At 71.3% G+C, this 21,662-nt stretch carries 20 protein-coding genes and 1 pseudogene; 13 read left to right on the plus strand and 8 right to left on the minus strand.

The window, feature by feature from the left end; all coding sequences use genetic code 11:
- Nucleotides 1-346: 346 nt before the first annotated feature.
- Nucleotides 347-1,015: a transporter gene (locus DDQ41_RS17150; RefSeq protein WP_262508484.1), complete on the minus strand. Its 669-nt coding sequence runs from the start codon at nt 1,013-1,015 to the stop codon at nt 347-349.
- A 93-nt stretch (nt 1,016-1,108) separates the two neighbouring features.
- Here DDQ41_RS17150 and DDQ41_RS17155 point away from each other — a divergent pair.
- A protein-coding gene (locus DDQ41_RS17155) for an IS5 family transposase (protein ID WP_217364463.1) occupies nt 1,109-1,914 on the plus strand; the annotation gives its coding sequence in 2 pieces (ribosomal slippage) (nt 1,109-1,439 and nt 1,439-1,914; 807 coding nt in all).
- 47 nt (nt 1,915-1,961) lie between these two features.
- Here DDQ41_RS17155 and DDQ41_RS17160 read toward each other — a convergent pair.
- From DDQ41_RS17160 to DDQ41_RS17170, 3 genes and pseudogenes are all read right to left on the minus strand, one after another.
- A pseudogene (locus tag DDQ41_RS17160) lies at nt 1,962-2,612 on the minus strand (MFS transporter); the annotation flags it as partial.
- 417 nt (nt 2,613-3,029) lie between these two features.
- Nucleotides 3,030-3,623 carry a DinB family protein gene (locus DDQ41_RS17165; protein ID WP_109297782.1) on the minus strand — a complete coding sequence of 198 codons (594 nt, stop codon included), beginning with the start codon at nt 3,621-3,623 and terminating at the stop codon, nt 3,030-3,032.
- A gap of 279 nt (nt 3,624-3,902) precedes the next feature.
- Nucleotides 3,903-4,499 (minus strand): hypothetical protein, encoded by a 597-nt coding sequence (locus tag DDQ41_RS17170; RefSeq protein WP_174720295.1) that lies wholly within the window; start codon nt 4,497-4,499, stop codon nt 3,903-3,905.
- A gap of 486 nt (nt 4,500-4,985) precedes the next feature.
- Here DDQ41_RS17170 and DDQ41_RS17175 point away from each other — a divergent pair, with 486 nt between their 5' ends.
- Nucleotides 4,986-5,870, plus strand: a complete 885-nt coding sequence (locus tag DDQ41_RS17175) for a glycoside hydrolase family 19 protein (protein WP_109295285.1) — start codon at nt 4,986-4,988, stop codon at nt 5,868-5,870.
- A gap of 167 nt (nt 5,871-6,037) precedes the next feature.
- On the plus strand, nt 6,038-7,975 hold the full coding sequence (locus DDQ41_RS17180; RefSeq protein ID WP_109295286.1) for a serine/threonine-protein kinase: 1,938 nt from the start codon (nt 6,038-6,040) through the stop codon (nt 7,973-7,975).
- An 18-nt stretch (nt 7,976-7,993) separates the two neighbouring features.
- Here the strand turns inward: DDQ41_RS17180 and DDQ41_RS17185 are convergent, their stop codons facing one another.
- Genes DDQ41_RS17185 through DDQ41_RS17195 form a run of 3 tightly spaced genes read right to left on the minus strand, consistent with a single transcriptional unit; the run spans nt 7,994 to nt 9,317 of the window.
- The gene (locus tag DDQ41_RS17185) at nt 7,994-8,236 is read right to left on the minus strand and encodes a DUF397 domain-containing protein (RefSeq protein ID WP_109295287.1); all 243 of its coding nucleotides are present in this window, start codon (nt 8,234-8,236) and stop codon (nt 7,994-7,996) included.
- The gene (locus DDQ41_RS17190) at nt 8,233-8,484 is read right to left on the minus strand and encodes a DUF397 domain-containing protein (protein WP_109295288.1); all 252 of its coding nucleotides are present in this window, start codon (nt 8,482-8,484) and stop codon (nt 8,233-8,235) included. The genes DDQ41_RS17185 and DDQ41_RS17190 overlap by 4 nt, the downstream gene beginning before the upstream one ends.
- Complete coding sequence (locus tag DDQ41_RS17195; RefSeq protein WP_109297783.1) at nt 8,481-9,317, minus strand: helix-turn-helix domain-containing protein; 837 nt, start codon at nt 9,315-9,317, stop codon at nt 8,481-8,483. The genes DDQ41_RS17190 and DDQ41_RS17195 overlap by 4 nt, the downstream gene beginning before the upstream one ends.
- Before the next feature lie 176 nt (nt 9,318-9,493).
- Here DDQ41_RS17195 and DDQ41_RS17200 point away from each other — a divergent pair, with 176 nt between their 5' ends.
- The 4 genes from DDQ41_RS17200 (at nt 9,494) to DDQ41_RS17215 (ending at nt 14,012) form a co-directional block, all read left to right on the plus strand.
- Nucleotides 9,494-9,892 (plus strand): hypothetical protein, encoded by a 399-nt coding sequence (locus DDQ41_RS17200; protein ID WP_174720296.1) that lies wholly within the window; start codon nt 9,494-9,496, stop codon nt 9,890-9,892.
- A 644-nt stretch (nt 9,893-10,536) separates the two neighbouring features.
- Entirely contained in the window at nt 10,537-11,898 is a 1,362-nt protein-coding gene (locus DDQ41_RS17205) for an aspartate aminotransferase family protein (protein ID WP_109295289.1), read from the plus strand.
- 412 nt (nt 11,899-12,310) lie between these two features.
- Entirely contained in the window at nt 12,311-12,979 is a 669-nt protein-coding gene (locus tag DDQ41_RS17210) for a GntR family transcriptional regulator (RefSeq protein WP_109295290.1), read from the plus strand.
- Between the two features lie 382 nt (nt 12,980-13,361).
- Complete coding sequence (locus tag DDQ41_RS17215; protein ID WP_109295291.1) at nt 13,362-14,012, plus strand: hypothetical protein; 651 nt, start codon at nt 13,362-13,364, stop codon at nt 14,010-14,012.
- 483 nt (nt 14,013-14,495) lie between these two features.
- Here DDQ41_RS17215 and DDQ41_RS17225 read toward each other — a convergent pair whose 3' ends face one another.
- Complete coding sequence (locus tag DDQ41_RS17225) at nt 14,496-15,329, minus strand: SLATT domain-containing protein (RefSeq protein ID WP_109295292.1); 834 nt, start codon at nt 15,327-15,329, stop codon at nt 14,496-14,498.
- Nucleotides 15,330-15,788: 459 nt separating this feature from the next.
- On the opposite strand from DDQ41_RS17225, the gene DDQ41_RS17230 reads away from it, so the two are divergent.
- The 6 genes from DDQ41_RS17230 (at nt 15,789) to DDQ41_RS17255 (ending at nt 21,417) form a co-directional block, all read left to right on the plus strand.
- A complete protein-coding gene (locus DDQ41_RS17230; RefSeq protein WP_109295293.1) occupies nt 15,789-16,130 on the plus strand; it encodes a YbaB/EbfC family nucleoid-associated protein in 342 nt (113 codons plus the stop codon).
- An 82-nt stretch (nt 16,131-16,212) separates the two neighbouring features.
- A complete protein-coding gene (gene recR / locus DDQ41_RS17235) occupies nt 16,213-16,812 on the plus strand; it encodes a recombination mediator RecR (protein WP_109295294.1) in 600 nt (199 codons plus the stop codon).
- Nucleotides 16,805-17,473: a DUF5063 domain-containing protein gene (locus DDQ41_RS17240; protein ID WP_109295295.1), complete on the plus strand. Its 669-nt coding sequence runs from the start codon at nt 16,805-16,807 to the stop codon at nt 17,471-17,473. The genes recR and DDQ41_RS17240 overlap by 8 nt, the downstream gene beginning before the upstream one ends.
- Before the next feature lie 540 nt (nt 17,474-18,013).
- Nucleotides 18,014-19,294, plus strand: coding sequence for an aspartate kinase (locus tag DDQ41_RS17245; protein WP_109295296.1), 1,281 nt, complete (start codon nt 18,014-18,016; stop codon nt 19,292-19,294).
- A gap of 28 nt (nt 19,295-19,322) precedes the next feature.
- Complete coding sequence (locus DDQ41_RS17250; RefSeq protein WP_109295297.1) at nt 19,323-20,372, plus strand: aspartate-semialdehyde dehydrogenase; 1,050 nt, start codon at nt 19,323-19,325, stop codon at nt 20,370-20,372.
- A 469-nt stretch (nt 20,373-20,841) separates the two neighbouring features.
- Nucleotides 20,842-21,417 (plus strand): SigE family RNA polymerase sigma factor, encoded by a 576-nt coding sequence (locus tag DDQ41_RS17255; RefSeq protein WP_109295298.1) that lies wholly within the window; start codon nt 20,842-20,844, stop codon nt 21,415-21,417.
- Nucleotides 21,418-21,662: the final 245 nt, after the last annotated feature.

Genomic DNA, 21,662 nt, shown 5'->3' on the forward strand with positions numbered 1-21,662 from the left:
GGCCCGCTGCCGTACGGCCCGTGGCCGGTGAGCCGAGCGCTCGCCGACCACGGGCCGTTCCCTTACCCGTTCCGGTTCCGGTACCCGTTCCCGTACCCATGCGTTGCCCCGCCGCCGCGGGTGACCCGAGATCCGCCCCCGGTTCCACCGCTGTGCCGAGGCTTCCCCCTGAGCCTCGGTCCCAGCGCCGCGCCCCGGCCCACCTCCCGCACCCGCTGCTCCAGCAATCTCCCGCACCCGCGGCTCACGGCTTCCTTCGCTCAGGTCCTCCCGCGGCTCACGGCTTCCTTCGCTCAGGTCCTCCCGCGGCTCACGGGCTTCCCCTGCCCGCGTCCCTTCTCCCGGCTCACGTCCGCATCCTGCCGAGCGCCACGGCGACGGCCAGGTACGGAAGGGCGAGCAGGGCGAAGACGGTGCCGTGCGAAGCGTGCAGGGACAGCCCCGCGTACGCCCCGAACACCAGCAGGGTGCTGAGCCCGGTGCCGAGCCCCGCGAGGGAGGTCACGGTGGCCCGGCTCGGGCCCTTGATCACCTCCTGCAAACGGGCGTCGGCCAGTACGTCGACCAGCTGGAACACCAGGAACCCCGCCCCCACCAGTACGAACCCGCCGGGACCGCCGCTCAGCGCGCCCACCGAGAGGGCCACCGAGCCCGCCGCGACGGCGGCCCCGAGAGCCGGTCCGGGGAGCCGCTCGCCCAGCCCCACCAGCAGTGACCCGAGCGTCACTCCCACCCAGACCACCAGCACCAGCAGGGGGACCGTCGCCGTCGCGGCACCGGTGGCGGCGGCCAGCAGCGGCACGTACTCGTCGAGCGCGCCCCAGACCGAGCTGACGACGACGGACAGCAGCAGCGCGCGCCGCACGCGACTGCTCCCACGCACCTCGGCGAGCCCCGCCCGCAGGGCCGCCGCGTAGGTGCCGCGGACGGCCCGGCGCCTCACCGACTTCACCGACTTCACCGATTCCGCCGATTCCGCCGATTCCGCCGACTTCACCGAGTCGGCTTGCTCCAAGGACTTCGAGGATTTCGCTGACTTAGCTGACTTAGAGCGCGTCTCACGTGGCGTGAGTTGGATGCGGCATGATGCCTGGCCATGGGTGTCGGTCTGTCACAGCGGTTGGTTCCTGACGAACTCTGGGCACTGGTTGCTCCGTTGCTTCCGCCTTTCGCGTCACGTCCGCAGGGCGGTGGGACCGCCCCGTGCGACGAGCGGGCCGTGTTCACCGCTGTGGTGTACGTGCTGACCAGCGGGTGCGCATGGCGGCATCTTCCCGAGACATTCGAGGTGTCTCCCGCTACGGCGCACCGCCGGTTCTCCGCCTGGACCGAGGCTGGGCTCTGGAGACGGTTGCACCGGGCGGTCCTGGACGAACTCGGTGCCCGCGGTGAAGTGGACTGGACCTCGGCGATCGTGGATGCGGCCTCGGTGCGCGCGAAAAGGGGGGATCGCTGACCGGGCGCAATCCGGTCGACCGGGGCAAGAAGGGCAGCAAGCTGCACGTCCTGTCCGACGCCCAGGGATTACCCCTGGCGCTGGGTGTGTCCGGGGCGAACGTCCATGACAGCCAGGCTCTGCTGCCGCTGGTCCTGGGCATACCCGCGATCCGGTCGCGGCGTGGGCCGCGCCGACGCCGACCCGGCAAGCTCCGCGCGGACAAGGCCTACCACTCCACCGAGCACCTGAGGTGGCTGCGCAGCCGCGGCATCGTCCCGCGCATCGCCCGCCCGGGCATCGAGTCCAGCGAGCGACTTGGCCGGCACCGCTGGAAGATCGAACGGTCGATCTCCTGGCTCTTCGGCTACCGCCGCCTCACCGTCCGGTACGAGCGGAAGGGCTCGCACTTTCTCGGCTTCCTCGGACTCGCAGCCGCACTGACCTGCTACAAGAAGCTGACCCAACCCGCCACGTGAGACGCGCTCTTAGCTGACTTAGCTGACTTAGCTGACTTCGTACGGAGGGCGGTGGGGACGCGGTGTTCGGGCAGGGCCGTGCCGACGGCGGCGCACAGCAGACAGGCGGTGACGCTGGCGGCCCCGACCAGCAGTTCGCCGCCCCGGGCGAAGGCGGGCGCCGCCGCGGCGGTGGCCGCGGCGGTCGTGGCCATGCTCACCGCGGCGGCGCGGCCCATGACCCGGGCGTAACGGGAAGCGGCGCCGAGGCGTTCGAGTTCGTCGTGCACCAGGGCCTCCACGGCTCCGGAGCGCAGCCCGCCGCCGACACCCCACAGCGCGAAACCGGCGGCGTACGCGCCATAGGAGGGGATCAGCACCCACAGGGCGAACCCGGCCGCCGTGAGCAGCGGTCCGACGGCCGTCATCAACCGGCGCGACACGACGTCGGCCCAGACGCCCGACGGGACCTCGACCAGCAGAGCGGTCAGTGACCACAGGGCGAACAGGGACGAGATCTCCGCGGTGTCCAGGCCGTGTTCGGCGAACAGCAGTGCGTAGAGGGGGTAGAGCAGGACGAAGTCCTCGAGTCCCGCGTACAGGTAGAGCGTTCGCTCCAGTCGGCGTACGCCGGGATCGAGCGGGGCCGGGGACGAGGCCGGGGCCGGGGACGGGGACGGCTCCGGGGGCGGGTCCGGGCAGGGCGGAGTGACGGGCATGGAGGTGGTCCTTCTGCGGAACGGACGGGGACGCCGGGTGCTCACCGGCCGCGGCGGTCCGCGACAGCCCGTTCCAGGACCTGCTGCCAGGGGTCAATGTCGTCGGCTCATATGTCCGAGTCTCGCAGAGAAGCGGCGGGGCCGGCGTGACGTTTCCCGGACCGGCAGATCACCTCCGGTCCGGCCGCCGCTCCCCGCGTCCCGTCCTAGATGATCTGGCTCCGAGTCGGGGCTCCTGGCCTGCGGCGACCAGTTCAGCTGAGACGCTGAGATGCTGGGAATCTCAGGTGATGTGGTCCCGCCCGTCGAATACGAAGCCAACTACTACACCGAACTCACGAAACGCCAGGTCACAACCACAACCTGAGTTCTCTACCGAACCCGGGGCGGTTCAGTTCTACTCGGCCTGGCTCGAGGTCACGCGTCGTGGCTGGCTTCCTGAGCCACGCGCTCCAGCCGGCTTCGGTGGTTCTCCCACCACGCCGAGTCGCCCGGCGGCATGCTGTCGTTGCCCTCGTTCATGCCGACGGCACCGTCTATGAGCTCCCGGAGGATATCGGCGTGCCCGGCGTGCCGGTGCGTATCGGCGATCACTCGCACCACGGCATGATGCAACGTCACCTCGTCCCTGCCGTTTGGCCACCACGGCACCCTGCCAGTCGTGTCCAGCGCCAGCGCGTCGATTGTCGCGTCCGCGTGAACCCACGCCCGGCGGTAGAGCTCCACGATGTACTTGCGTGACTCATCGGCGGTGGCCCACATATCCGCGTTGGACTCCGCACCGTCATCGAGCCAGGGCAGCGGCTCGCCGGACGGTCGCCCGAAGGTGTCGCCGAGGTAGCCCAGTTCCACACTGGCCACGTGTTTCACCAGGCCCAGGAGGTTCGTCCCCGTCGGCGTCAGCGGGCGGCGGATGTCGTACTCCGAGAGCCCTTCGAGCTTCCACAGCAGGGCATCACGGGCGGACTGCAAGTAGAAGTGAAGGTCAGTCTTGACATCTGATGCGGTCATGCCGCCAGTCTGTTGCACGCGCGATCTTTGTCCACCGCCTTTTGCACCGCTCGCGGCGAACCAGGTCATCTGACACGACGAGCGAATCGGACCGGATCACTTGAGACAGGGACCAGATCGACAGAGACGGGACACTCCTCCGGTTCGGCCGCCGCTCCCCGCGTTCCGCCTGCCGGGCGGGCAGGCGGGGTGTCCTCTGACATCGAACCTGGACCGATTGCCAACGAAGTTGGTCCGACTTCTGTCCCTACGCGCACAACTGGCGGGTGACGGGCCTGCTTATCCTCCTGCCCCCGGCCGATGTCGGGCCCATGGCCGGCGTGCCCGGGGGGCGGGAACCGGCGCTGGGACGGCACCCTCTTGGAGTACCTCCCGAGCGATGGCCACGAGGGCGACAACCCGTTCCCAGAAAGGGGCGTAGCATTCGTTGAACCGCTGGATCGCGTCCGCTTCGCCCCCGATCATGTCCTCCAGCGCCTGGTAGTTGTCGGACGTGGAGCGCCGAAGTCGATCGGCGGCCGCCGCGGCCTCCTGAGGCCCTTCCAACTCCACCACTCGTACGAGGTGGCGCAGCGTCGCGTACGCGTCGCGCAACCGTAGCCGCAGGTCCTTGAGCGTGGCCGTGCGCGACTCGGGATCCGGGTCTGCGTGGGCGTCGTTGACCTTCCAGTACAGGTCGCCCATCTTCTGCGCCTGCTCGATGACGTCTGCGTAGGCGGTGCGTCGCGCGGTGCGCCGCTGATCCGCCCGTTGGACCGCCGCCGTCGTCTCGGCCTGAATCCGGGCGGCACGCGCCGTACCTTGGCTGGACACCCAGCTCGCCACCACCGCGGTGACCGCAGTCAGTACGCCTACCCACAGCGTGTTGTCGGCCATGGCGCCCATTCTCGGGCCGGGCCCGGACTTTGCGAAGGGCGCGACGGGGCTAGACAGGATCCGAAAGAGGCGACCTGGGTCAGCTCGCGTGGCAACCCGGTGCTTCTCCGGCTTTCCGGTCCCGCTGGTGAGCAGTGTGCATGAATCGCGTCTGCAAGGCGCTGTATGTCCTCGCCTGCTGCGTGCACCGTCGTCGACTTGAAGGGCCATTCCTCGGCGGGTGCCGGTCGTGGATACCAAAGGCCAAACGGAACATGGTCGCCAGATCGGTGCTCTGCCGAGGTCAGGCCGTATCCGAGGAAGTGTGAGGTCCAACTTCGCTGTCAGAGGGCACGGGGGTTCAGGCCACATCTTGGTCTAGACCTTGACAGGTTCAGACCATTGCTTGTTCAGTGCTCAACACGCCCCACGGCGACACGACTCGGGAACCCTCCCGCGTGCCTTCAGCCCCGTATCCCCCACCCCTACAGGGAAAGGTCGATCACATTGTCGCGTCGGATCATCATCCTGCTCGCCGCCTTCGCGGCGGTGCTCGGACTCACCGTCCTCGTCCCCTCGACCGCGTCCGCTGCCGCGTGTGCCGCGGCCTGGAACCCCTCGTCCGTCTACACGGGCGGCATGACCGCCTCCCACAGCGGCCGCAACTGGCAGGCCAGGTGGTGGACCCAGAACGAGACCCCCGGCTCCGCCGAGGTCTGGGCCGACCAGGGTGCCTGCGGCGGCGGTGGCGGCAACCCGAACCCGGACCCTTCGGGATTCGTCGTCAGCGAGGCCCAGTTCAACCAGATGTTCCCGAACCGGAACGCGTTCTACACGTACAGCGGACTGACCAGCGCCATGAGTGCGTACCCGGCCTTCGCCAAGACCGGCAGCGACACCGTAAGGAAGCAGGAGGCCGCGGCCTTCCTCGCGAACGTCGCGCACGAGACCGGCGGCCTGGTGCACATCGTCGAGCAGAACACCGCCAACTACCCGCACTACTGCGACCGCAGCCGGCCCTACGGCTGCCCGGCGGGCCAGGCCGCGTACTACGGCCGCGGCCCGATCCAACTCAGCTGGAACTTCAACTACAAGGCCGCCGGTGACGCCCTCGGCATCGACCTGCTGGGCAACCCCTGGCGCGTCGAACGGGAGTCGGCCGTCGCCTGGAAGACCGGCCTCTGGTACTGGAACACCCAGAGCGGGCCCGGCACGATGACCGGCCACAACGCCATGGTCAACCAGGCCGGCTTCGGACACGCGATCCGCTCGATCAACGGCTCCCTGGAGTGCGACGGCAGGAACCCGGCGCAGGTTCAGAGCCGGGTGAACAACTACCAGCGCTTCACCCAGATCCTGGGCGTGCCCACGGGAGGCAACCTGTACTGCTGACGCGTCCGGCGGACCGGCGGGAGCGGGCGGCCCACGCCGCCCGCTCGGCACACTGCCGGGCGGGATCCACGCACGCCGGCGCAGGACGGCTCCGGGCCGGAGGCGCTGGAGCATCGCACCCCACCTGCCCGGGGTGGTGTCGTCCGCATCTCGTAGGCTCGGCGGCCATGAGCGACGGGGAATCCGGCAGACGGGTCGTGGACGGGCGCTTCGAGCTGGAGGCGCGGCTCGGTGGCGGAGGTATGGGCCTGGTCTGGCGGGCACGCGATCTTGTCCTGCACCGGGCCGTGGCGCTCAAGGAGGTACGGCCGCCCGATCCGGGTCTCGCCGAGTACGACCCGCAGGGCGCGGCGATGCTCCGGGCACGGGTGCTGCGCGAGGCACGGGCGCTCGCCCGCGTCGACCACCCCAATGTGGTGACCATCCACCATGTGGTGGACGGCGGGGAGCACACCTACCCGTGGCTCGTCATGGAACTGGTGACCGGCGGATCACTCCATGACCGGCTGGAGAAGGGCCCGCTGGCGCCCGCCGAGGCCGCCCGCATCGGCCGCGAGGTGCTGGCCGCGCTGCGCGCCGCGCACGCCGCCGGCATCCAGCACCGGGACGTGAAGCCCGCCAACGTCCTGATGCGCCCCGACGGACGTCCCGTCCTCACCGACTTCGGCATCGCGGCCATCAGGGAGTCGACGGCGCTGACCGCGACCGGGTCCGTCATCGGTACGCCCGACTACATGGCGCCCGAGCGCGTCTCCGGCGACGAGGGGGGCCCGGGCTCCGATCTGTGGTCGCTGGCGATGATGCTGTACGTCGCCGTCGAGGGGCGTCACCCGCTCCGCAGGGGCAGCACCCTCGCGACGCTGGCGGCCCTCCTCAGCGAAGAGCTCCCGCCGCCCCGCCAGGCCGGACCGCTGACCGGCTTCCTGAACGCCGTGCTCGTCAAGGACCCGGCCGGCCGGGTGGACGCGGACACCGCCGACCGGATGCTCGCGGAGGCCGCGGAGGCCGCGGAGGCCGCGGAGGCCGCGGAGGGTCGGGACCCGGCCGCCGGCGCGCCGAGTGCGCCTGCTGCTCCGGGTGGCGCGGGCGGTGTCGGCGGTGCGGGTAGTGCCGATGGTGCGGGCGGTGTCGGCGGTGTCGGCGGTGTGGGTGGTGCCGATGGTGCGGGCAGTGTCGGCGGTGCGGGTAGTACTGGTGGTGCCGGTGGTGCGGGCGGAACCACGTCGTACCGCCTGCCACCTCCGCCGGAGCAGACGGCCGCACCGGCCGGAGCGCCCGCCGGCTTCGGACCGCCTGCGGGCTTCGGGCCGCCGATGGGCTTCGGGCCGTCGGCTCCGGGCGACGCCGTGCCGGGTCCGATCGGGGTGCCGACCCCCTACCCGGCAGGCCCCACCCGGCAGACACCGCTCGGTACCGGTGGCCGGGCGAGCGGCCGGATCGCGATCGCCGCGTCCGCCGTCGCGACCGTGCTGGCGGGCGCCCTGGTCTGGACCCTGCTCCCGGACGGCGGAGGCAAGGGCGGCGGGACGGCGGCGAACGCACCGGGGTCGCCCTCGCCCGGCTCGTCCTCGACCGCGACGTACGGCGCGACACCCGCACCACCCGGTACGGTCCCCTCGGCTTCGGATCCGGCGCCCCAGGCCGACGCGAAGACCGATCTGCTGACCCCGGACGGCATCCGGACGGCGGTGAAGGAGATCAAGGCCGCGACCGGTACGGACCGCGCGGGCGACTTCACCGTCTACCCGGACTACGTGTCCGCGGAGATCATGCTCAAGGGCAGCGACACCAAGTACGACAGCTACACCTACCGCCCGGGCCAGGGCGTGCGGAAGGGCATCATCAGCGGCGCTCTGATCGGCGGCGACCGCCCCTTCAGCCTGGACGACTTCGACTGGGACATCGTCCCCGCCCTGCTGAAGCGGGCGGAGAAGGACCTCAACGTGAAGCGACCGACGATGCGTTACGTCCTGGTCCGCCCTCCGGACGACACCTTCGGCACCCCGCTGGGGCTGGCCGTCTACCGCGTGGACGACCATGTCGCCGGCTATCTGGAGGCCGATCTGAAGGGCAAGGTGACGAGGGTGATGCCGGCCGAGGACTGATCGGCCCGGACCCGTCGGCTACGCCCCGGCGGCGTGGCCGACGAACGCCGCCCAGGCCCCGGGGGCCACGGTGAAGACCGGGCCCTCGGGGTTCTTGGAGTCGCGGATGTGGACGGCGTGGGGGCAGGTGGCGACCTCGACGCACTCTCCGCCGCTGTCGCTGCTGTAGGAGGACTTGTGCCAGTCGAAGGCCACTTCGATGCACGCGCCTCCGCCGCTGTCGCTGTAGCTCGACTTGAACCAGCGCAGGCTGTCGGTCATCTCTGCTCCCCTGCCAACTGGTGGCCGACGAACGCCGCCCAGGCCCCGGGGGCCACGGTGAAGACCGGGCCCTCGGGGTTCTTGGAGTCGCGGATGTGGACGGCGTGGGGGCAGGTGGCGACCTCGACGCACTCTCCGCCGCTGGAGCTGCTGTAGGAGGACTTGTGCCAGTCGAAGGCCACTTCGATGCACTCGCCGCCGCTGCTGTCGCTGTAGCTCGACTTGATCCAGCGCAGGGTGCTGCTCATCTCTGCTCTCCTGCCAACTGCTCGATGAGGTCCAGTGATTCGCGTGGGCCCAGGGCCTGTGCCCGGATCCTCGCATACCGCTGGGCGTATGTACTCACCTTCGCGGGCTCCTTGATCAGCAGGCTCTCGTCCTGCGGCTCCAGATAGACCAGGTGGTCATGCTCCGGGGTCTCCACCAGGGTCATCCCGCCTCGATCACCCGCGTGTTCACCGCCCAGCCCCGCCTCCAGCGGCAGCACCTGCAACGTCACGTTACGCCGCCGCGCGCACTCCGCAAGGTGCCGCATCTGGCCACGCATGACCTCATGGCCGCCGATCGTCCGCCGCAACACCGACTCCTCCAGCACCACCTCGATCAGCGCCACCGGCTCCCGCTCGAAGAGTGCCCGCCGCGCCAGCCGCGCCTCGACCAGCTCCTCCACCCGCTGCTCCGGCAGCGGCGGATACCCGCCGCCGATCAGGGCCCGTGCGTACTCCTCCGTCTGGAACAGCCCGTGCACCACGAGCGTCGCGTACAGATGGAGCCCGACCGCCTTCTGCTCCAGCAGCGCGTAGTCCTTGAACTGCGCCGGGTACTTCTCCAGCCGTACGTACGTCCTCGCCTGCTCGAAGATGTCCATCCCGTCGCCGAGCACCCGCTCCAGTTGCACCAGCATCGCGTCGCTCGCCGGCTGCGTGCCCGTCTCCATCGCGCTCACCGCCGAACCCGTGAAGCCGATCTCCTTCCCGAGCTGTTCCTGCGTCCAGCCTTTCCGCACCCGCAACTTGCGGGCCACGTCCGCGACGAGCCGTGCCGTCGGACCCGCCAGTTGCTTGTTCTCCGCTCGCGCCATTGCGATCACCATTCGACTCGACCGGACTCAACCGGTCACTATCCGTCCCCGCCGAATTCGACCTCGATCAAGGCAGGTTCGCGCAGGTCAAAGAGTGTCCGACCTGCCTCGCAAGGCTATGGAGAACGCTATCCGGACGGCATCACACTGACCCCGTGAATACGGATAATCGACGAGTGAACCCGGCGCTGAACCTGGACTGGATCCCGGTCTCCGGATTCCGGCTCCACAAGGCGGGCGTGCGTTTCGACGCCGTACGCGTCGACGGCGACGACGGACGCCGACTGGCCGATTTCCTGGACAGGATGACGGGCGGCGACCCCGGCCCGATCGTCACCGAGGCCAACGGCTGCCGCGGTGTCTACTTCCTGCTCCCGGCGGGCACTACGGCACACCGTTCGTGGCCACGCGGGGTGACCCGCTACAACTCCGCCGCCGGGAGTGTCGGTTACGTACCCGTCCCCGCGCTCGACGGACCCACCTGGCCTCTGGCCTGGCGTGTCCCGCCCGTCGCCGACGGCCGCTTCGTGCACCCGCTGCTGCTGCGCACGGCGGCCGTCGAGCTGCTGGGCTGACGGCGTTCCGCGGCGGCGATCCGGCGACCCGGTGACCGCGATCGGGCATGCGCGGCAGGACTGCCGCGTGACCCCATCCGCGTGTTTACGCGTGGGCGGAGTCACGAGGTCCCGGAGTCCCGGGGTCACGAGTCACGGGGTCACGAGTCCCGGAGTCCCGGGGTCACGAGTGCCGGGGTCCCGGGGTCACGAGTGCCGGCGGCGGGCAGCGGGCGAAGTGCCCTGTGCTTGGCCGCCGCCCAGGCGATCGAGGACCGCCTCGGTGTGCCCGCGCCGGTCGACCCTCACCCGGAGGTTCTCACTGCCGCGCGGTGGGCGGTGCTACGGCAGCGGCAAAGGGACGGGCGGGCCGACGGGCGGAGCTGAGGGACGGCGCGGGCGGGCGGGGCCGACGGATGGCGCGGAGGAGGCGCGTGCCTGGACCGCCAAGCCGGGACCTGGCCGCTCGGACACCACGTGTGACCCCCGCCGCACCGCGCCGGGCAGGACGCCGCGGACTCGTCGGACCGATCCGCCCGAAAGCCCCGCGCGATCGGTTCCGCGACGCGTTGCCCGGGTGAGAGCGACATGTTGCCCAGGAAAGTGGCGGAGGCCATACAAGGTGGCCATGTCGACGTCGGCCGGCGCCTCCCTAACCTGGCCGCATGACCCCTCATGCCGAACCCGATCCCCAGGCCGGCGCGGCCGTGAAGGCCGCCGACCGCGCACATGTCTTCCACTCGTGGTCCGCCCAGGGCCTGATCGACCCGCTCGCCGTGGCCGGCGCGGAGGGTTCGTACTTCTGGGACTACGAGGGCAACCGCTACCTCGACTTCACCAGCGGCCTCGTCTACACCAACATCGGCTACCAGCACCCGAGGGTCGTCGAGGCGATCCAGGAGCAGGCGGGGCGACTGACCACGTTCGCGCCGGCGTTCGCCCTCGACGTGCGCTCGGAGGCGGCGCGCCTGATAGCCGAGCGCACCCCCGGCGACCTGGACAAGATCTTCTTCACCAACGGCGGCGCCGAGGCCGTCGAGAACGCGGTGCGCATGGCCCGTCTGCACACGGGCCGGGCGAAGGTGCTCTCGGCGTACCGCTCGTACCACGGCGCCACCTCCACGGCGATCAACCTCACCGGCGACCCGCGCCGCTGGGCGTCCGACACCGCGTCGGCGGGCGTCGTCCACTTCTGGGCGCCGTTCCCGTACCGCTCGCCGTTCTACTCCTCGACGGAGGCGGAGGAGTGCGCGCGGGCGCTGCGGCACCTGGAGGACACGATCGCGTTCGAGGGCCCTGCGACCGTCGCCGCGATCGTCCTGGAGACCATCCCCGGCACCGCGGGCATCATGACCCCACCGCCCGGGTACCTCGCGGGCGTCCGCGAGATCTGCGACCGCTACGGCATCGTGTTCGTCCTCGACGAGGTCATGGCGGGCTTCGGCCGCACGGGCAGATGGTTCGCTGCGGAGCACCACGACGTCGTGCCCGACCTGCTGACCTTCGCCAAGGGCGTCAACTCCGGCTATGTGCCGCTGGGCGGCGTCGCCATCTCCGCCGAGATCGCGGCGACCTTCGACCGGCGCCCCTACCCCGGCGGCCTGACCTACTCCGGCCACCCGCTCGCCTGCGCCGCCGCCGTCGCGACGATCCGGGTGATGGAGGAAGAGAAGGTCGTCGAGCACGCCGCCCACATCGGCGAGACCGTGCTCGGACCGGGGCTGCGCGCGCTGGCCGAGCGGCACCCCTCGGTGGGCGAGGTGCGCGGTCTGGGCGCGTTCTGGGCCCTGGACCTGGTCCGCGACCGTGAGACCCGGGAGCCGCTGGTGCCGTACAACGCCTCGGGCGACGCGGCCGTGCCGATGGCCGCCTTCGGCGCGGCCTGCAAGAAGAACGGCCTGTGGCCCTTCGTCAACATGAACCGCACCCACGCCGTCCCGGCCTGCAACATCACCGAGGCCGAGGCCAAGGAGGGACTGGCGGCCCTGGACGCGGCCCTGTCGGTCGCCGACGAGTACACCGTCTGACGCGGCCGTGGCCCGCGTGCGCGCGTGTCGGCGCACAGGGTGCAAGATCACGCTACTTGCTGCGCACCGCGTGCCCGCGTGCCCGCGTCGAACGCATCCCGTCGGGCATCGTCGTGAAGCCCGTGGCCCGCGTGCGCGCGTGTCGGCCACGGGCTCGGAGCCGCGGTTCCGACGGGCCTGCGGCTCATGCAGGCCCGCAGTCGGGTGGGTCCGCGGCTCATGCAGGCCCGCTGTCGGGTGGGCCCCCGGTGTTCGGGTGGGCCCCCGGTGTTCGGGTGGGCCCCGAGGGGCCGGGCCCCGGGCCCGGGGACGTACGGTGGGGCCCGCGGGAGTCTCCGGACCGGCACGGGCGGAGCAGAGCCCGCCGCGGGGCTTAGGGTGTCCGTCGAACCGGACGGAGGAGACCGACACCATGCCCGCGAACGGAGCGGTCACGCGCAACACCCTGCGGCAGCAGATCGCCGACGCGTTGCGGGACGAGGTGCTGGCCGGACGGCTGCGGCCCGGGCAGGAGTTCACGGTCAAGCAGATCGCCGAGCAGTACGGCGTCTCCACCACCCCCGTCCGCGAGGCCCTCGTGGACCTGGCCGGACAGGGCCTGCTCGACTCCAGCCAGCACCGCGGCTTCCATGTGCACCGCTTCTCCGTCGAGGACTTCCGCGGCATGGTCGAGGCCCGCTCGCTCATCGTCGACGCAGTCTTCCGCGAAGGCGGCGTTCCCCGTGCCCAGTCGGCGACGGGCGCGGCGCTGGTCTCCGTACGCCGGCGCGCGGAGGAGGCCGCACGCGCCGCCCGCTGCGGCGAGCTGAACGTCCTTATCGGCTACGACCTGCGGTTCTGGCGTGAGCTGGGCGCCCTCGTCACCAACCGCTACATCGCCGACTTCCTCGACCGGCTCAGGGTGCAGTGCTGGGTCTTCGCCGTGCCCCGGCTGCGGGGCGAGCCCGACCTCGGGAACTGCCTGTGGAGCGGTCACGAGCAGCTCGTCGACGCGATCACGCGGGGCGACGCCTCGGCGGCACGGTCGCTGATCTCGGCGGACGACGACCTCGCGCTGCGCTGGGCGGACCGGTCGGAGTGACGGTCGGAGTCACGGTCGGAGCATCGCCCGGAGTGGCGGTCGCGGTGACGGTCGGAGCATCGCCCGGAGTGGCGGCCGGGCCGGGGGGCGGCGCGGCGGGTGGTGGAGCCGGACCGGCGCCGCACCGCGAGCGGAGCCCCGCGGGGGAGCGGAGGCACACCGGCGAGGCCCCCGCTCCTGGCCCGGCCCTGGGAACCGGCCTGCCCGGGGCCGCGCGGACCGGCCCGAGGATGGGTATGTGACCTCCAGACCCCCGGCACGGTGCCGCCACCCGGGCAGGACCGGTGCCGGCTACGGCTGTCTGTGCGGGATGTGCCGGTAGCACTACGCTGTGCCGACCGTCGCACAACCTGCTACGACTCCGATGGAGAGCGAGCCCGTCTTGGCCTGTGACCTCTGGCTGGTCCCCCTCGTCGATGTGCTGTGCCACAGCCCGGACAACCCCTTCGCCGAGGAGATCGCGTCGTACGACAAGGCCCTCACCGAGGCCGGTCTGCCCACCGTTCCCGTCTTCGCCTACATGCCCGGCCTCTCGGGCGACGTCGCCCCGGTCGCCGGCTTCGACTACGACGCCCTGCACTTCCTGCGCCGGGCGTACCTCCTCCAGCTCTGCGGACTGGCGGTGACGCCCGTCGACGAACTGGGCGGCGACTACGAGCAACTGCTGGAGATGTTCGAGTCCACGGCCCAGCAGTCCCATCTGGTGTGGCACTACGACCACGCCGGCGCCTATGTCCCCGTCGACTTCCCCGAGCCCCTGTCCAACGAGGAACTCCTCGCCGGTGGCGGGCCGCTGGGCTCCTCCCAGGGCCTGCTGCGCGAACTCGAGTACGTGGCCCCGTCCATCGGCATCGACCCCGCCAACCCGCCGTCCGCCCCGGCTCCGCCCACCCGTCCCACCTCCCTGGAGGAACCGGCGGGCCCCATCCCCCACGACGACAGTCCGTTCGCCCGTGAGCGCCATGTGTGGCTGGGTTTGCACGCGGCCGCGACCCGCAGCCTGGGCCAGGGATCAATGATCATCTTCAGCTGAGCCCCGGCCCACGCGGGGGCGTCCGGTCCGCGGATCTCCACCGCCCCGGCGGCCGGTTGCTGTGACGCGCTGGGCGTCGAGCACGACCGGAGCCCGCCACTGGCCGTCCACGACCGGGACGGAAGGACCGTCTGCGCGCAGTGGCAGCAGCCGTGTTCCATCCCGGCCGCGGGTGACCGAACCCTGACCACGGACGCCGCGGCGACGCTCGTGCCGGACCGCGCCTCCACCGGCGGATGCGCCCCTTCGAACCCGGTCTCCACGAAGCCGCCTTCTCCGCCGCGGGAGAGAGCGACTGCCTCACCCTGCCGGTGCCGGAGAACGCGCGGCTGGCCGTGCGGCACCGCACTCGGCACCCGGCACCGCACCGGGCACCGGGCACCGCACTCGGCAGGGCGACGGCCACCGTCACCGGCCGATGCCGTCCGCAGCAGCCTCCCCGGGCCTCCCCGGGCCTCCCCGGGCACCCCCTGACGAAGGCCCCTAACGGGCCTCCGGCGGTCGCTGCCTCGGCATGTTCGGCCGGGTCGGCGGGTGCGGCAGGGGGAAGCGGCCCCACGACGGATGGGCGCTGTCCGGGCGCGACGGCACCGGTGCCGACTGCATCAGCAGCGGTGCCGGGCCGGCGCGGAACTCGAGCATCCAGTCGGCCGTCTCGGTGCGGACCAGTTCCGTCAGGTCCTCCGAGAAGCGGCGCAGCACGGTGAGGCACCGCTCCGCCGCCTCGCCCGCCGTGCCCTCGGTGGGCCCGAGCACCTCGCGGACGCTCTCCGACGCCCAGTCGAACTGGAGGCTCTGGAGCCGGCGGTGCACCGCCTGGGCCGCGGCCATGTCCCTCGTCCAGCCCGAGGTCAGGCCGAAGTACCGGTCGCCGGCCACGCAGGCCGCGGCGAGCAGCAGTGACAGATACCCCCAGCCCGCCGCGCCGGGCAGCATCCGCGTCAGATCCAGCAGGGGCAGCGCCGCGCCCGCGATCACGCCGAGCACCGTCCCGGCACGCAGTGCGCGGGCGCCGCGGCGCTTGCGCACGCGGTCGTCCAGATACCACTGCGCGGTCCGCAGCGCGTCGGCCTCCACCCAGCGGTACAGCTCGTCGAGACGCTCCGCGGGCTCGCCCCAGTCACCGAGCGGGAACGGCCGTCCGGCCAGATCACGGCAGCGGTCACGGCAGCCACGGCAGCCACGGCAGCCACGGCAGCCACGGCAGCGGTCACGGCAGGGGCCGCTTCCCGGGCCCGGGGCGCCGCCGGTCCCCGGGACCCCGGCCCCGCCCTCCTCCCGGGCCGCCCCCCCAGGCTGCATCTCCGGCTGGCTCACCGGTGCACTCCTCTGCGCTTTGCGTGACTGCTGCTCTGCGTGACTGCTGCTCTGCGTGACGGCGACCGTTCGTGGCGGCGGCCGTTCGTGACCACGTCGGTGCATGGCCATGTCGGCGCGTGACCGCGCGCTGTCCGCACCCGCATGCTGTGCGTGACGGTCTTGGGTCGCGTGTCCATGCGCGTGCGCGCCGCGGACACGGTTCTGCTGACCCTGCGTGACATGGTGTGTGCGCGAGGGTCTCGGTGCGTAGTGCCTTCCTACCGCCGAACGGTGGGCCGGCGGAGCGGAATCCCGGCAATTCCGCCCGCACGGGCGCCCTGATCCGGTAGAGGAGGGGGCGCCTCTCGAACCGGAAGTCACTCGAAAGAGTTGGTGCCCACTGCCCGCGGCATGCCGTCCTCCGACCGCGTAGGCTCGGTTTACCGAACAATCGACGTCGAAATGCCAGGAGTGACCGTGATTCCCGGTGGTGGCCAGCCCAATATGCAGCAGTTGCTTCAGCAGGCCCAGAAGATGCAGCAGGACCTCGCCCGTGCGCAGGAGGAACTGGCGGCGACCGAGGTCGACGGCCAGGCGGGCGGCGGTCTCGTGAAGGCGACCGTCACCGGCTCCGGCGATCTGCGCGGCCTCGTCATCGACCCCAGGGCGGTCGACCCGGACGACACCGAGACCCTCGCCGACCTCGTCGTCGCCGCCGTCCAGGCCGCCAACGAGAACGCGCAGCAGTTGCAGCAGCAGAAGCTCGGCCCGCTCGCCCAGGGACTCGGCGGCGGCGGGATCCCCGGGCTCCCCTTCTGACGCCCTTTCCGCGCCGGTCTTGACCCTGGTCGGACCGGACCAACTACCGTAACCACCGAAGCAATCCCAGAGAGGCGTTCCGTTGTACGAAGGCGTGGTTCAGGACCTCATCGACGAACTGGGCAGGCTGCCCGGCGTCGGTCCCAAGAGCGCGCAGCGGATCGCCTTCCACGTCCTCCAGGCAGAGCCGGCCGACGTCCGGCGCCTCGCCCACGCGCTGCTCGAGGTGAAGGACAAGGTCCGCTTCTGCGCGGTGTGCGGGAACGTCGCGCAGCAGGAGCACTGCGCCATCTGCCGGGACGCGCGCCGCGACCCCGCGATCCTCTGCGTGGTCGAGGAACCCAAGGACGTGGTCGCGATCGAGCGGACCAGGGAGTTCCGCGGCCGCTACCACGTGCTGGGCGGCGCGATCAGCCCGATCGAGGGCGTCGGCCCGGACGACCTGCGTATCCGCGAGCTTCTCGCGAGGCTCGCGGACGGCGCGGTCAGCGAGCTGATCCTGGCCACCGACCCCAACCTCGAGGGCGAGGCGACCGCCACGTACCTGGCGCGCATGGTCAAGCCCATGGGGCTGAAGGTGACGCGTCTCGCCAGCGGGCTTCCCGTTGGCGGCGATCTGGAATACGCCGACGAGGTCACGCTCGGGCGTGCCTTCGAGGGGAGACGACTTCTCGATGTCTGACGCAACGCTGCACTCCGCCACGCAGGACCCCGACGACTTCGCGGTCCAGATCGCCGACTCGATCGAGAGCTTCATCGTCGCCACCACCGAGGTGGCGCGGGGGGACGAGCCGGACAGCGCCGTGCCGTTCATGCTGCTGGAGGTCTCCCAGCTGCTGCTCGCGGGCGGCCGGCTGGGCGCCCACGAGGACATCGTCCCCGAGGAGCGCTACGAGACGGACACCGGACCCGACCTGGACGTCGACGACCTGCGCGAGCGGTTCGCCCGGCTCCTCGACCCGGTCGACGTCTTCTCCGAGGTCTTCGACCCCTACGAGCCGCGCAAGGCCCCGGTGCCGTTCCGGATCTCCGACAACCTCGCCGATATCGTCACCGACCTGCGCCACGGTCTGGCCCACTACCGCGCGGGCCGTACGACCGAGGCGCTGTGGTGGTGGCAGTTCTCGTACTTCTCCAACTGGGGCCCTACCGCCTCCGCGACGCTGCGCGCCCTCCAGTCGCTGGTCTCCCATGTGCGCCTCGACCAGCCCCTCCAGGAACTGGACGGGCTGGACACCGACGAGGACGTCGCCGAGGACGACCTCGCCGAGGAGGCGGGGCGCGTGATGGCTGAGGAGATCGCAGCGCCGCTCGGCCTGCGGAGGGCGCCCGCGCCCCGGTGACCGCGAGCCGCCGGCGGCTGCGGCGGAGTGCGGGAGGGGCGTCGGCGGGGTGTTGGCGGGGTGTTGGCGATGGCGGACGCGGGGCGGTTCCAGGTGCGGGGTGTCGGCGGGCGCGGGGGCGGTTCCAGGCGCCGGGCGATGGCGGGCACGGTGGCTTCGAGCGCGGAGTGTTGACCGAGGATCCGACGAGAAGCTGACGAGAAGCTGACGGGGAGCTGGCGAGGCGTTGGCGGGGTGTTGGCGGGGAGCTGACGAGGAGCCGGCAGGGGAGCCGGCAGTCGCGGCGGCCGCGGGCGGTAGACGGTCCGCGGGCGTGTTCCCGGGGCCCGGCCGGACCCCGTGCGAGATGTGACGCCGCCCACAGAGCCGCGTACCCCGCGGCCCCTTGGGCAGGTGCATCCCGAGCGGCCCGGCCTTGCCGATGATCACGGAGTGAGCGGGACATCTCATGATGTGATACGGCGGTGGCGATTCCGGGCCGCTCGTTAAACTGACGCAGACCGCAGTGCTGACTGCGGCACAGACGAGCGAGGAGCGCACGTGGGCCTTGTCGTGCAGAAGTACGGAGGCTCCTCCGTTGCCGATGCCGAGGGCATCAAGCGGGTCGCCAAGCGGATCGTCGATGCCAAGAGGAACGGCCACCAGGTGGTCGTCGTGGTCTCGGCGATGGGTGACACGACGGACGAGTTGATCGATCTCGCCGAGCAGGTATCCCCCATCCCTGCCGGGCGGGAGTTCGACATGCTGCTGACCGCCGGGGAGCGGATCTCCATGGCCCTGCTGGCGATGGCGATCAAGAACCTGGGCCACGAGGCCCAGTCGTTCACCGGCAGCCAGGCAGGCGTGATCACCGACTCGGTCCACAACAAGGCGCGCATCATCGATGTCACGCCGGGCCGGATCCGGACGGCGCTCGACGAGGGCAACATCGCCATCGTCGCGGGCTTCCAGGGCGTGTCCCAGGACAAGAAGGACATCACCACGCTCGGCCGCGGCGGGTCCGACACCACCGCCGTCGCCCTGGCCGCGGCGCTGGACGCCGAGGTCTGCGAGATCTACACGGACGTCGACGGCGTCTTCACCGCCGACCCGCGGGTGGTCAAGAAGGCCCGCAAGATCGACTGGATCTCGTTCGAGGACATGCTGGAACTCGCCAGCTCCGGTTCCAAGGTGCTTCTGCACCGCTGTGTCGAGTACGCACGCCGCTACAACATCCCGATCCACGTCCGCTCGTCCTTCTCGGGGCTGCGCGGCACCTGGGTCAGCAACGAACCGCACGCCGAGCAAGGAGCCCGCAAGGTGGAGCAGGCCATCATCTCCGGAGTCGCCCACGACACCTCCGAGGCGAAGATCACCGTGGTCGGCGTCCCGGACAAGCCGGGCGAGGCGGCCGCGATCTTCCGCGCCATCGCGGACAGCGAGATCAACCTCGACATGGTGGTGCAGAACGTCTCCGCCGCCTCCACGGGCCTCACCGACATCTCCTTCACCCTCCCCAAGACCGAGGGCCGCAAGGCGATCGACGCGCTCGAGAAGACCAAGAGCGCCATCGGCTTCGAGTCGCTGCGCTACGACGACCAGATCGCCAAGATCTCGCTCGTCGGCGCCGGCATGAAGACCAACCCGGGCGTCACCGCCTCCTTCTTCGAGGCGCTGTCCGACGCCGGTGTGAACATCGAGCTGATCTCCACATCGGAGATCCGGATCTCGGTCGTCACCCGCGCCGACGACGTCAAGGAGGCCGTCCGGGCCGTCCACACCGCCTTCGGCCTCGACAGCGACTCCGCCGAGGCCGTCGTCTACGGAGGCACCGGCCGGTGACAGTCCGGCGCGCGACGGCGGTCGCGCGATGAGCCGCAAGCCGACACTCGCGGTCGTGGGCGCGACCGGAGCCGTCGGCGCGGTGATGCTCCAGATCCTGTCCCAGCGCGCGGACGTCTGGGGCGAGATACGCCTGGTCGCCTCACCGCGCTCGGCCGGCCGAAAACTGGCCGTCCGCGGCGAGGAGACCGAGGTCGCCGCCCTCTCCGAGGAGGCCCTGACGGGGGTTGACGTCGCGCTGTTCCTGGTGCCGGCCCCGGTCGCGGCCGAGTGGGCGCCGATCGCCGTCTCCAAGGGCGCGGTGGTCGTGGACAACTCGGCCGCCTTCCGGCTGGATCCCGGCGTCCCACTCGTCGTCCCCGAGATCAATCCGCATGCCGTGCGGCGCCGGCCGCGCGGCATCGTCGCGAGCCCGGGCTGCACCACCCTGGCGATGATCGTCACGGTGGGCGCGCTGCACGCCGAGTTCTGCGTGGACGAACTCGTCGTCTGCGCTCTCCAGGCGGTCAGCGGCGCCGGGCAGTGCGGTGTCGATGCGCTCCGCACCCAGCTCGCGCTGGTCGCGGGCACCGAACTGGGCACCGGGCCGGGCGATGTGCGCCGGGCGGTCGGCGACGGACTCGGACCGTTCCCCGCACCCACGGCGCTGAACGTGGTCCCCTGGTCCGGGGCGCTCGCGGAAGACGGCTGGTCCACCGAGGAGTTCGCGATCCGGGCCGAAATCCGCAAGCTCCTCGACCTGCCCGAACTCCGGGTCTCCGCGACCTGTGTCCGGGTGCCCGTCCTCACCACCCACTCGGTCTCGGTGCACGCGCGCTTCGAGCACGAGGTCACCGTCGACCGAGCCCACGACATCCTCGCCACGTCTCCTGGCGTGGTGCTCTTCGACGACCCCGAAGCCGGTGAGTTCCCCACCCCCGCCGACGTGGTGGGCACCGATCCGACGTGGGTCGGCCGCGTCCGGCGGGCCATGGACGACCCGAGAGCCCTGGATCTCTTCGTGTGCGGGGACAACCTCCGCAAGGGCGCGGCCCTGAACACCGCTCAGCTCGCCGAGGCGATCGCCCGGGAATTCTGAGCCGGTTGTCGGTGCCCCTTTGTAGGATCTAGGAACTCCCTGTGATCAAACAACCAGGACGTGCCACTTGAACTGGTGTGATGGCATGTCCGACGATGCATTCGCGCCACTGTGCAACCGGTTGCTGTGCGGGGAGCGTCTACGCGGTCGCCTCTTCGTGGTGCCGCGCTGGCCAGGACGAGCGGGGCATTGGGGGAGATCGAAAGCTCATGAGGGCATACGGGGCATCGTCACAAGCGGTGGTGTGCGCGTACAACCCTGAGGGGGGTCGGCGCGTCCAACAATCGTGGCAGAGGTACTCGACATCAGCGCGGTGGTCCCGGTCCGCGGAAGGGCGTTCGTCCCGGCCCGGCCCCCGGGCCTGTGTCCGGCCCGGGACAGGGGCCGGGCCGCGGCCCGCGGCCCGGTGGTGCTCCCGCTCCGGGCGCCGCGCCCTTCTCCTGTTCCGGGCAGGGCCTCCGGTGGCGGGATGCCGGTGATCGCTCCCATGCCGGCCGCTCACCCCGCCCCCATACCGTCGCAGCGCGAGAGTGCCGAGGAGGCGGTTGCGGCGGGCACCACCGTCGACCACCTCACCGAGACCTACCGCGCGCACTACCGCTCGCTGCTCGGCCTCGCCGCCCTGCTGCTGGACGACACCGCGTCCTGTGAGGACGTCGTCCAGGAGGCGTTCATCCGCGTCCACTCGGCCCGCCGCCGCGTCCGGGACAAGGAGAAGACCCTCGCCTATCTGCGGCAGACGGTCGTCAACCTGTCGCGGTCCGCGCTTCGCCGGCGGATCCTCGGGCTGAAGCTGCTGTCGAAGCCGATGCCGGACATGGCGAGCGCGGAGGAGGGCGCGTACGACCAGCTGGAGCGGGACGCCCTCATCAAGGCGATGAAGGGTCTCCAGCGCCGCCAGCGCGAGGTACTGGTGCTCCGCTACTTCGCCGATATGACGGAGGCTCAGGTCGCCGCGACCCTGGGCATATCGCTGGGCTCGGTGAAGGCGTACGGCTCACGCGGCATCGCGGCCCTGCGCGTCGCCATGGGGGCCACGGCATGACCAGGCACGAGCATGGGCGCGAGGACCTCCCCGGTGAGGAGCCCGCCCGGTCAGGTCCCCCGTGGGAGGGACGGGGGCAGAACCTCACCGGACCGGGCCCGCGGTGGCAGGGCGCCGAGCAGGGCATGTCCGGTGACACGCCGGACGGGGGGCACACGACGGGGCTTTACGGGCCGGACGGGCCGTTGGACGACCGGACTGGGAAAGAGACTGTGAACGACGGGCCGCGGTACGGAACGGACGAC

Source organism: Streptomyces spongiicola (assembly GCF_003122365.1).
GTDB lineage: Bacteria > Actinomycetota > Actinomycetes > Streptomycetales > Streptomycetaceae > Streptomyces > Streptomyces spongiicola.

What these genes read in the sequence shown, in the direction of transcription:
- DDQ41_RS17165 (WP_109297782.1), bottom strand. Translation starts at nt 3,623, where the DNA reads ATGACCGCATCAGATGTCAAGACTGACCTTCACTTCTACTTGCAGTCC.
- DDQ41_RS17170 (WP_174720295.1), bottom strand. Translation starts at nt 4,499, where the DNA reads ATGGCCGACAACACGCTGTGGGTAGGCGTACTGACTGCGGTCACCGCG.
- DDQ41_RS17180 (WP_109295286.1), top strand. Translation starts at nt 6,038, where the DNA reads ATGAGCGACGGGGAATCCGGCAGACGGGTCGTGGACGGGCGCTTCGAG.
- DDQ41_RS17185 (WP_109295287.1), bottom strand. Translation starts at nt 8,236, where the DNA reads ATGACCGACAGCCTGCGCTGGTTCAAGTCGAGCTACAGCGACAGCGGC.
- DDQ41_RS17190 (WP_109295288.1), bottom strand. Translation starts at nt 8,484, where the DNA reads ATGAGCAGCACCCTGCGCTGGATCAAGTCGAGCTACAGCGACAGCAGC.
- DDQ41_RS17195 (WP_109297783.1), bottom strand. Translation starts at nt 9,317, where the DNA reads ATGGCGCGAGCGGAGAACAAGCAACTGGCGGGTCCGACGGCACGGCTC.
- DDQ41_RS17205 (WP_109295289.1), top strand. Translation starts at nt 10,537, where the DNA reads ATGACCCCTCATGCCGAACCCGATCCCCAGGCCGGCGCGGCCGTGAAG.
- DDQ41_RS17210 (WP_109295290.1), top strand. Translation starts at nt 12,311, where the DNA reads ATGCCCGCGAACGGAGCGGTCACGCGCAACACCCTGCGGCAGCAGATC.
- DDQ41_RS17240 (WP_109295295.1), top strand. Translation starts at nt 16,805, where the DNA reads ATGTCTGACGCAACGCTGCACTCCGCCACGCAGGACCCCGACGACTTC.
- DDQ41_RS17250 (WP_109295297.1), top strand. Translation starts at nt 19,323, where the DNA reads ATGAGCCGCAAGCCGACACTCGCGGTCGTGGGCGCGACCGGAGCCGTC.
- DDQ41_RS17255 (WP_109295298.1), top strand. Translation starts at nt 20,842, where the DNA reads ATGCCGGTGATCGCTCCCATGCCGGCCGCTCACCCCGCCCCCATACCG.